Source organism: Gemmatimonadota bacterium, from assembly GCA_016209965.1.
GTDB lineage: Bacteria > Gemmatimonadota > Gemmatimonadetes > Longimicrobiales > RSA9 > JACQVE01.
Map to the genome: position 1 here is coordinate 1 of JACQVE010000075.1, position 9657 is coordinate 9657.

Annotated in this window: 10 protein-coding genes; 5 read left to right on the forward strand and 5 right to left on the reverse strand. The window is 68.9% G+C overall.

Features of this window, described 5'->3' with window-relative positions:
- Window positions 1-1302 (reverse strand): carbohydrate binding family 9 domain-containing protein (locus HY703_03240; protein MBI4544192.1); only part of this gene is annotated, 1302 nt, incomplete at its 3' end.
- A 337-nt stretch (window positions 1303-1639) separates the two neighbouring features.
- Between HY703_03240 and HY703_03245 the strand changes: the two genes are divergently transcribed.
- Window positions 1640-3031, forward strand: a complete 1392-nt coding sequence (locus tag HY703_03245) for a M20/M25/M40 family metallo-hydrolase (protein MBI4544193.1) — start codon at window positions 1640-1642, stop codon at window positions 3029-3031.
- A gap of 46 nt (window positions 3032-3077) precedes the next feature.
- Here the strand turns inward: HY703_03245 and HY703_03250 are convergent, their stop codons facing one another.
- The 3 genes from HY703_03250 to HY703_03260 all read right to left on the reverse strand — a co-directional run bounded on the left by HY703_03250 (window position 3078) and on the right by HY703_03260 (window position 5490).
- On the reverse strand, window positions 3078-3491 hold the full coding sequence (locus tag HY703_03250; GenBank protein MBI4544194.1) for a PIN domain-containing protein: 414 nt from the start codon (window positions 3489-3491) through the stop codon (window positions 3078-3080).
- Entirely contained in the window at window positions 3484-3738 is a 255-nt protein-coding gene (locus tag HY703_03255; protein MBI4544195.1) for an AbrB/MazE/SpoVT family DNA-binding domain-containing protein, read from the reverse strand. The genes HY703_03250 and HY703_03255 overlap by 8 nt, the downstream gene beginning before the upstream one ends.
- A gap of 189 nt (window positions 3739-3927) precedes the next feature.
- A complete protein-coding gene (locus HY703_03260; protein MBI4544196.1) occupies window positions 3928-5490 on the reverse strand; it encodes a M20/M25/M40 family metallo-hydrolase in 1563 nt (520 codons plus the stop codon).
- 224 nt (window positions 5491-5714) lie between these two features.
- Between HY703_03260 and HY703_03265 the strand changes: the two genes are divergently transcribed.
- The 4 genes from HY703_03265 (at window position 5715) to HY703_03280 (ending at window position 8869) form a co-directional block, all read left to right on the forward strand.
- Entirely contained in the window at window positions 5715-7100 is a 1386-nt protein-coding gene (locus HY703_03265) for an amino acid permease (protein MBI4544197.1), read from the forward strand.
- 88 nt (window positions 7101-7188) lie between these two features.
- Window positions 7189-8172 (forward strand): amidohydrolase, encoded by a 984-nt coding sequence (locus tag HY703_03270; GenBank protein ID MBI4544198.1) that lies wholly within the window; start codon window positions 7189-7191, stop codon window positions 8170-8172.
- 175 nt (window positions 8173-8347) lie between these two features.
- Window positions 8348-8596 carry a translation initiation factor IF-1 gene (gene infA / locus HY703_03275; GenBank protein ID MBI4544199.1) on the forward strand — a complete coding sequence of 83 codons (249 nt, stop codon included), beginning with the start codon at window positions 8348-8350 and terminating at the stop codon, window positions 8594-8596.
- 3 nt (window positions 8597-8599) lie between these two features.
- The gene (locus tag HY703_03280; protein MBI4544200.1) at window positions 8600-8869 is read left to right on the forward strand and encodes a hypothetical protein; all 270 of its coding nucleotides are present in this window, start codon (window positions 8600-8602) and stop codon (window positions 8867-8869) included.
- A gap of 131 nt (window positions 8870-9000) precedes the next feature.
- On the opposite strand, the gene HY703_03285 is transcribed toward HY703_03280, so the two are convergent.
- The coding region (locus HY703_03285) for a beta-propeller fold lactonase family protein (GenBank protein ID MBI4544201.1) at window positions 9001-9657 on the reverse strand (657 nt) is incomplete at its 5' end.

Sequence of the window (9657 nt, forward strand, 5' to 3'; positions counted from 1 at the left end):
GTCGACGGCCTCCGCCTGCTCGGCCGAAGTCAGCGCGTCCAGCACGCCGATCTGGTAGCCGCCCGCCGTGCGGCCAGTCACCTTGGCCGCACCCAGGATGGTCGTGCTCTCCGGCGAGTGGGCGTATTTTGCGGGGCTAGTCACGAAGCCCTGGGGCAGCCGGCCGATCCGGCGCGAGTAAAAGAGCGAGAGGGACTGAACGTTGCTGCAGAAGTAGCAGTTGAAGCCGCCGAAACCGAACAGGCCGCTGCCCTCGACGAAGAACGGGCGCCGCTCCGGGAAGAAGGTTTCGAAGGCGCTCAGGTTGACGACCGCCGGATCGACTTCGACCTGCCCGAAGTCGGGATTGAACGTCGCGTCCAGCGTAATGGTCGAGGTGAGCAGCACCTTGAGGTCCCCGCCCAGGCGAGCGCCATACTCGTGGGGCTTCTCGAAAGGGCTGCCCGGCTGCCGCGGCTGGAGGAAGTCGCCGCGGGCCACGAGGTAGGGTAGCAGCTCGAGGCCGCGCCGCTTGCCGGCGAGGTGCAGTCCCTCGAGGTGGCCAAAGCGAGACGGCCCGCCCGGCTCGTTCCTCCGCCAGAACGACCACATGGAGATCTCGTTCAGCCGCTCGACGTAACGCCAAACCTGCAGGCCCCAGGTCTGCGTCGAGTCGCGGGGGAAGCGGAGCTGCGACAGCGGGATGCGCAGCTCGGCCGTCCAGCCCAGCGAGTCCACGCGCGTGGCCGCCTGCCAGACCGGGTCCCACGAGGGATCGGCGTTGGCGGCGGCCTGCCCCGCGTCGAACTTCGCGCCCGCGGGGGTCACCCGGAACATGGTCCGGCCGGTGTGGTCGTGGAAGGTGTCGAGAACGAACATGATGTTGTCGCCTTCCACCTCCTGGTCCCGGCGCGCCAGCCGGCTGCGTATCCCTGCCGCGCCCAGAGAGTCGTACATGCGCGCGCCGATGTAGAGCGCCTCGTCGTCGTACAGGAAACGGATCTCTGTGCGCTGCGCGGCCGGCTCACCCTCGTGCGGCTCCTGCTGCCGGAAATCCGTGGCCGCGGGAGCCGCCTGCCACGCCGCCTCGCCCAGCTCGGCGTCGATCGACACGGGCGCAGTGCGTTGCGCCGCCTGTACGCGCGGCGCCCTGGCAGCGTGGTCTCCTGCCTCCGCCCCCGCCGCAGGCGTCGAGCTGGGCATTCCGCCATCGGCCTGCGCCAGCAGTGGCAGCGGCAGCGCCAGCGCCGGGCCGAGCCCCAGCAGCAGCCAGAGCGGACTGAGCCGCAAGGTCGAGCGAGCGGATTGCAGGCGCGGGAGCATGGTTCCTCTACGGGTCGGGTGGGGCTTCCGGTTTCAGCCAGCGGGGCGACGGCGCTGCTCCGTCCGCCCGCCGACCCCTTAGATAGCCGCAGCGGTGAAAACGTTGCAGCTTGCCAGCGGGGGCGGGCTCCGCCATCACTTCCTGCCTAACGCTACCGAGGCATGTTACGGCCAAGACCCGAACGCGACCCGAAGAAAACTTGACTCACTTGCACACAGAGGTTGGCTAGCGCGTTCCATTTTGCTTCTCTCCGCGCTGTCGGCGCACTAGACAGCGGTGAACACGTAACTGGATTTGCGAAAGGGTGCACTGAGATACCCGATCCGGAGGAGACTCATGACGGTCAGATGCTTGCGTGGTTTTGCAGCCCTGCTGTGCGGAGGCCTGCATTTCCCCCGGCTCGCCGGCCGGAGCGCCCTGGCCGCGGCGCTGGTGATGGTGGCAACATCGCCGCTGCCGGCCCAGGAGCGCCACCCGACGCTTTTTGCCCCCGCCCTGGCGCGGCGCCCCGCGGTGCGGGACGCTCTGGCCTGGCTCGACTCCCAGTTTCCTCGCCAGGTGGAGGAATGGATCCGTATCACCCAGATCCCCGCCAAGTCCGGCCACGAGGCGGAGCGGGCGGCGTACCTGCGTGCGGAGCTGGAGAAGGAGGGACTGGAAGTCAGGACGGATTCCATGGGCAACGTGATCGCGCGGCGGCGCGGCACGGGTGGAGGCGCGAGTGTCGTCTTCGCGGCGCACATGGACACGGTGCACCCGCTGGACACGGACGTTACGGTACGTCCCGACGTGCACCAGGAAAGCGCGATTGTTACGGCGGACGCGCCGCCGCCGCCGCCCACGCGGCCGCGCCCGATCCGACCGGGCGACCGCCTGCTGCGCGCGCCCGGCGTCTTCGACAACAGCGCGTCGCTGGCCAATATGCTGGCGGTGGTGCGAGCGCTCAAGCGCTCCCGGATCCAGACGCGCGGCGATCTCATCTTCGTGGGCACGGTGCAGGAGGAGCTGGGGCTCCGGGGTATGGACTACTTCCTGGAGCGCAACCCCCGGATTGCGGACATGGTGGTGGCGCTGGATGGCGGGCTGCCCAATGTGAACTACGGCGCGCTGGGCATCTACTGGACGCGCTACTATTTCCGCGGCACCGGCTCTCACACCAACACCTCCGCGGGCAAGCCGCACCCGGCCCGCGCACTGGCCGAGGCGATCCGCTCCATCTACCAGATCCACATCCCGGAGGGGCGGGGCGGCGCCGTCTACAACGTGGGGGTGCTGAGCGGCGGGAAGATCTTCAACGCCATCCCGGAAGAGGTATCGTTCACCATGGACCTGCGCTCGGTGAACCCGGTGCTGCTCGATTCGCTGGACGCGGAAATCGAGGCGCGGGTGGCGGCGGCCGCCCAGGCCGAGAAAGTGAGCTGGGCCAAGGAAGTGGTGCAGCGAAACCGGGCCGCGGGCACGGAGGAGGCGCTGCGGGACCGGCGCGCTCACCCGCTGGTGCAGACGGCGCTGGATGTCCACGGCTACTTCGGGCTGGAGACCCAGGCCATCGCCTCGGGCTCAACCGACGCCAACGCCGCGGTCGTGCGCGGCATCCCGGCGATCTCGGTGGGCCGCGCCTTCGGCGGCGACCAGCACACGCTCTCCGAGTGGGCGCACGTGGACAGTGCGCTCACGGCCACCAAGATCGCGTTGCTGCTGGCGGTGAGCCTGGTGGATACGCGATGAGGCTCGGGCGGCGAGCACTGTGGCTCCCGGCCCCATGCCGACGTGGTCAATCCACCGGCAGCAGCTCGACGCCCAGTTTGGCCAGGCCGTCGTCGAACGAGTACACGCCTTTGAGCTGACGTCTGGCGCACAGCGCCGCGAGATATGCATCCACCAGATCGACGGACCGCTCCGCCAGGGTATCCAGGCACATACGGAGGATTGCCTTCTCGGGCACAGTCAGCCCCCGGAAGGAGAGCAGCTCCCCTAGCTTTGCCGCGGCCTCGGCCCTCGGGACTCGGTAATAGCTGGTGAGCACGAAGTAGGACTGGAACAACACGATAGGCGTCAGAAGTGCGCTGCGCTCGCCCCGTTCGAGCTTCTCGAAGAAGGAGAAAACACCTCGAAACGCCGGATGAACCGTCTCTGGATCCTCGACCAGAAACCGGATGATGACGTTGGTGTCGACAGGATCAGCCACCCCCGGCCAGGCCGCTGCCCAGGGCTTCCGCGATTCGGCGCTCGGAGGGGAACTTCTTGCCCCGGGCATACTGCTTCAGGGAGCCGGCCATCCATCGGGCCTTGGCTTGCCTGGGTCGCCGGAGCTCGATCTTCCCGTCCTCCGGGATGACGTTCACTTCCAGGACATCGCCCACATCGATCCCCAGGCGTCTGCGGATCTCAGCCGGAATGACCACCTGCCCTTTGGGGTGTACCTTCATCAGCATGCTGGCCCTTTCGTCATACATCAATGTATAACGCCGTGTGGCCGGAGGTCAACCGGAGCGCGCGCACAGCGGTCGGTTCGGGGGCCGATCCGCTCGAGCGCGCGATCTCGCCACGGAAGAGGCTGACCAGGAAGTTCAGCTTGGTAAAGGTCCCCGTTGTTCGTTAGCTGAGCTGGCCCGGCATTCTGACTAGCGTCCATAGTTCGCGATCAGCGCGGCGATGATCCGGATCCCCTCCAGGAATTCGCGCACCCGCACGTTCTCGTTGGCCGCGTGCTGGTTGCAGTCGTAGTTGTAGATGGCGATGCCGAAGGGGGCGAGCCCCAACACATCGCGGAACAGCACGAGCGGCCCGCTCCCGCCGATGGTGGGGAGGACGACGGGTGTGGTGCCGGTGGCTTGCTCGACGATGCGTACGGCCTGCTGCACCGCCCGGTGGTCCATGGGGGTGCGGAAGCTGGCGTAGCCGCCGGGCCGGCGGCGGAACTGCGCGAGGCGCGGGTGCGCCAGCCGCTCCTCGGGCGTGGGCTCGCGGTCCAGCAGGTGGTAGCCGAGCCTCTCGAGGTGGGCGCGTAGGCTGGCCAGCACCGCTTGGTCGGTCTGCCCCGGCACGAGGCGCAGGTCGAGCGCGGCCGTGGCGCGGTCGGGAATCGACGTCGTCGCCTGCGCGCCGATGTAGCCCGCGCCAAGCCCCCGTACGTTGAGCGAGGGATAGGTGATCAGCTCGTGGAGCCGTCGCCCGCCGCCGTAGGCGCGCGGGATCCCGAACTCGCGGCGCACCTCCTCGTCCACCTGCGGCAGCCGCGCCAGCGCTGCTTCCTCGAGCGGCGTGAGCGGCGTGCGGCCGTTGTAGTACCCCTCGACCAGCACGCGCCCGTCGTCGTCTACCATGGATGCCAGCAGGCGGCTCAGCTCGAGTGCCGGGTTCACGGCCCAGTTGCCATAGTGCCCGCTGTGCAGCGGCCGGTTGGCGCCGTAGACGGTGAGGTCGGCGGTGACAATGCCGCGCGTGCCCAGGTAGAGGGTGGGCGGATTGGTCGGGAATCGCGGCGCGTCCAGGATGATGACCGCCTCGGCCGGCTCGAGCAGCCGCGCGTACTCGGGGTTCTCGAGCATGCGGCGCATCCCGGGGGAGCTCGACTCCTCGTCGCCCTCGAGGAACAGCTTGAGGTTGGCCGCCGGCCGGATGCGCCGCTCCTCGAGCAGCGCGAGCGCAGCCAGGAACGCGGCAATCGGGGCCTTGTCATCGGCCACCGCCCGGGCGTAGACGCGCATGTCCGGATCGAGCCGCTGCCCGGCGGGAAGCGCGACCACTGGCCCGATCTCCCGGCCGGTCGCGTCGAAGAGCGTGGGCAGGAATGGGTCCGTGCGCCACTGCGACGGGTCCGCCTCCTGGCCGTCGTAATGGAAGTAGAGCAGCAGCGTGCGGGCGCGGGGATCGACTGTCCTTTCGGCGTAGAGTGCGGGAACGTGGCCGCCGTCCAGCTCGCGGGTGCGGAAGCCGTAGCGCTCGAGGCGGGCCGCCAGCCAGCGCCGCGCCTCCGTGAGCCCCGCCGGGTTGCTGGCGACCGACGGAATGGCCGCCAGCTCGCCGAGTTGCCGCACCGCCTCCATCCCGTGTCGTTCCACCCACAGCCGGGCCGCCTCCGGCGCGAGCTGGGCGCGTGCGCCAGGTGGCGCGACCAGCAGAGCGATCGCCATGGCCAGCCCGCGGGCCGCTGCCTGTAGTGAAAACGGGAGACGTGTGGACATACAGGGCTTCATGATCCGTACTGCCGGAACTCCGCGCAAGCGCTGCCGCCGTGCGCGGCTGTCCCGTGCAGCACCTTTGTCGGCCGACCGGGAGCGACCTTAGGGGGAGGAGCGTCGGGGCGGACGTCTTGGGCCGATTGCGCTCGGCGCTCGGGAACGCGATCATGGCGGGGCCGGCACGGGTCCGCCGCCGGCTCCCTGGAACAAGGAAGAACCCGCGTGGGGTGACGCTCGAGAGGCACGAGCTTACGGCGTCAGTTGTGCCCACCGCGCCGGAGCTGGCTCGCGCGATACGCCTGCCGCACGCCACCGCCATGGTGGTGGGCACCATCATTGGCGCGTCCATCTTCGTGCAGCCCTCGGAGATCACGGGCCAGGTCCCGTCCATCCCCCTGATCTTTCTGGTCTGGCTGGTGTGCGGCCTGCTCACCCTGTTCGGCGCACTGGCCACCGCCGAGCTGGCCTCGGCCTTCCCGCGCACGGGCGGCGTTTACGCCTTTCTCAAGGAGACGTACTCACCGATCCTGGGGTTCCTGTGGGGGTGGGCCATGTTCTGGAGCATGCATTCCGGGATCATTGCCGCCGTCGGCGTCGTCTTTGCCCGCTACCTGGCCTATTTCCTGCCGCTGGGCGATGCCGGCATCCGCGGGGCCGCCATCGCCGCCATCCTCGCGTTGTCCGGCATCAACTACCTGGGCGTGAAGCAGGGCAGCACGCTCCAGGCGGCGTTCACGGCCGGGAAGCTGGCGGCCATTGCCGTGATCGTGGTGCTCGCCTTCGTGCTCGGCTCGGCGCTACCCGCCCACTTCGTGACGGGCGACGCCGCGGCCGCAGCCGCCGGGAGCGCGGTTGCCGCCGGCGTGCCGGGGGGCGCCGGTGCCGGGGCATTCCTCAACGCCGTCGTTGCCGGGCTCTTTGCCTTTGGCGGCTGGCACATGGTGACGTATTGCGCCGGGGAGACGGTGGACGCCCGGCGGACCATCCCCCGCGCGCTGCTTCTGGGCACGCTGATCGTGACCATATGCTACCTCGCCCTCAATGCCGCGTACCTGTACGTGCTGCCGCTGGAGGCGGTCGCTTCTTCGACGAGGGTGGCGGCCGAGGCGGCCGAGGCGTTGGTGGGCAGGCCGGGCGGCGCCGCGATTTCCGGGCTGGTGGTCTTCTCGACCTTCGGCGCCCTGAGCGGAATCATCCTGGCCGGCCCCCGCGTTTACTACTCGATGGCGCAGGACGGCCTGATCTTCCGCTGGCTGGGCGAGACGCACCCGCGCTTCCGTACGCCGCACCGCGCCATCCTGCTTCAGGCCGCCTGGGCTTCCGTGCTGGTGGCCACGGGCACCTACCGCGCGCTCTTCACCCGCGTGGTCTACACCGAGTGGATCTTCTTCGCGCTAATGACCGCGGGGATCTTCCTGCTGCGCCGCCGCAGCGGCTACTCGCCTGCGACTCGCATGTGGGGGCACCCCTTCACGGCGCTGCTCTTTGTGGCGGCATCGTCGGTGATCGTGCTCAACCAGCTCGTTTCCGATCCGCGGGAGAGCGCCGCAGGGCTGTTGCTCGTGCTGGTGGGCGCGCCCGTCTACGCCTGGTGGACGCGGGTGCGGCGCTGACCTTTTCCAATCTGGCGGGGGCGCGCGGGGCCGCCATCCGGCGCACCGGCCTCGCTCGAAAGGGGATGCCCCATCCAGGAGGCGAGGCATGACGGTCATCGACTTCCACAACCACTACTATCCGCCGGCGTACCTGGAGGCGCTGCGCGCGGGGCCGACGAACCTGCGCGTCGCGGAGGACGATCAGGGCAACCCGGTGCTGCACTACCCCGGAGACTACAACATCGTGGTGCCGGGACACCGCGACATCGCTTTCCGGGAGGCGGTGCTGGCAGAGCAGGGGATCGATCGGCAGGTGCTGAGCTTCACGTCACCGGGCACGCACTTCGAGCCGCCCGCCCGTGCCCTCGAGCTGGCGTGCCTGGTGAATGACGCGTTGGCAGAAGTGGTCGCGACGCGCGGCGCCCGATTCACCGCGCTGGGCACGCTGCCGCTGAATGATCCCGCTGCATCGGTGGCCGAGCTCGAGCGCGTGGTGCGCGAGCTGGGACTGCCCGGCGTCATGCTCTTCAGCAACGTGAACGGCGTGGCGCTCAGCGACGAGCGCTTCTGGCCGTTGTACGAGCGCGCGGAGGAGCTGGAAGCCGTACTCTACATCCACCCCATCCACCCTGTGGGCGTCGAGGCCATGACCGAGTACTGGCTCATGCCCCTCGTCGGCTTCCTCTTCGATACCACGCTCGCCGCCGCCAACCTGGTCTTCAGCGGCGTGGCCGGGCGCTTTCCGCGCATCCGCTGGGTGCTGGCCCACCTGGGCGGCGCAGTGCCCTACCTGGCCGAGCGGCTGGACCGTGGGTTCCACGCGTTTTGCGAATGCCGTGCCCACATCGACCGTCCGCCCAGCGAGTACCTGCGACGCTTCTATTACGACACTGTGAACTTCGACGCGAGCGCGCTGCGGCTGGCCCTCGAGTTCGCCGGGCCCGACCACCTGCTGGCCGGGAGCGACTACCCGCACCAGATCGGCAGTCTCGAGCGCATGCTGGGCAGCATTGCCGGGCTGGGGATCCCGCCCGTGCAGCAAGCGGCCATCCTGGGGGGAAATGCCAGGCAGCTCCTGCGGCTGTGGTGACGTGCCGGGCTCCTGACATCCTGTGGCTGGACCGCGGCCGGGGCCGAGGTTAGATTAGTGGTATAGTAACGCACCAACGCTCTCGCAGCAGTTCGCCCGCGGCATGCACTTCCGCTGACGCACGCCGCGGGCGCTTCTATTTGGGCGCGCAGCGCCCGGGACGGAGGTCGTGCCCATGGCCAAGCAACCTGGAATCCAGATGGAAGGCGTGGTGACCGAGGTCCTTCCCGACCAGAACTTTCGCGTCCTGCTCGAAAACGGGCACAAGGTCCTGGCGTACGCGGCGGGCAAGATGTCGAAGTTCAGGATCCGCGTGCTGGTGGGCGACCGTGTGATCCTCGAGCTCTCGCCCTATGACCTCACCCGCGGCCGCATCACTTACCGGCACAAGGCGCCAGGCGGGCAGGCGCCGGGAGCGAGGTAGCGCATGGCTTACGGCAACAACAGCGTCCACCGTCTGAGCCCGGCGGCCCTGCGCGTGGACCCGGCAGCCTATCCCGGCTCGATCACAGGCGCGGAGCGTACACCGGCAGTGGGTGAGCAGGTGTATTGTACTGCTGGCCCGGCGGAGGTGGTGCGCGTCCTGGGCAAGACCAGCAATGGCAGCCGGTTGCTCGAGCTGCGACTGGCAGACTTGAAGCTCCGCCCTTTCTTTGCCGCCGCCTCCAACGTGCTGGTCGCTCCCGAAGCTCCCTGAGCGGAAGCCCCCCGCACGTCGCCTCACCGCATTCATCCGGCGCATCAGCGCCGGATGCGGCCCCGATTGGCCGCCGCCATGGCACAGGGCTGGGCCCTTCGACCACTTAGTCCGAAGTTGCCTCTCTCGGCTTAGCTTCCGTCCCGCGACGCGGCAGGCGGCGGCTTGGGCGCCACCAGTATCCGCTTCGGGCCGCTCTGCCGCGCGAACTGGATGTTCCTCAGCACCTTTCGCGTGGCGACCTCGATGGCCGCGACCGCGTCCGAATACCACAGGCTCACGAATACAACCTTGCCGTCCGGCCGCATGGTGAACCAGTGCGGGAAGTGGCCGACCCGGATCTGCGCGACCTCCGCCATGTCGGAGAGGCGGACGACGCGGATCAGATCGTTGATGCAGTCGGTGACCCAGAGCTCCTTCCCCTCCGGCATGAGCTGGAGCGCGTGCGTCCAGGTATCGAGATAGGGCTGCGGAACACCCTCGGGCAGCGTGCCCAGCTCGACGCGCCGCGTCACCGTGCGCGAGACCGGATCCGCCACCACGAATCCGAGCAGGTTGGACAGAGCGGCGTAGATGGTCCTGCCGTCATGCGAGGGCTGGAGCGGGCGCACCCCATTGCTGGTCGGGATAGTGTGCAGCAGGCTCTGCGTAGCCGGGTCCAGCACCGCAATGGCGTTGCCGAACTGTGCGCCCACGTAGATCCTGGAGCCATCGGGCGAGGTGTAGGCGTCGTGCGGCCCCCTGGGCGTGGGGATCTTCTTCAACAGTTGCAGCGGCTCGAGCTGCAC

What these genes read in the sequence shown, in the direction of transcription:
- HY703_03255 (MBI4544195.1), bottom strand. Translation starts at nt 3,738, where the DNA reads ATGCTGATGAAGGTACACCCCAAAGGGCAGGTGGTCATTCCGGCTGAG.
- HY703_03280 (MBI4544200.1), top strand. Translation starts at nt 8,600, where the DNA reads ATGGCTTACGGCAACAACAGCGTCCACCGTCTGAGCCCGGCGGCCCTG.
- HY703_03270 (MBI4544198.1), top strand. Translation starts at nt 7,189, where the DNA reads ATGACGGTCATCGACTTCCACAACCACTACTATCCGCCGGCGTACCTG.
- HY703_03260 (MBI4544196.1), bottom strand. Translation starts at nt 5,490, where the DNA reads ATGTCCACACGTCTCCCGTTTTCACTACAGGCAGCGGCCCGCGGGCTG.
- HY703_03245 (MBI4544193.1), top strand. Translation starts at nt 1,640, where the DNA reads ATGACGGTCAGATGCTTGCGTGGTTTTGCAGCCCTGCTGTGCGGAGGC.
- infA (MBI4544199.1), top strand. Translation starts at nt 8,348, where the DNA reads ATGGCCAAGCAACCTGGAATCCAGATGGAAGGCGTGGTGACCGAGGTC.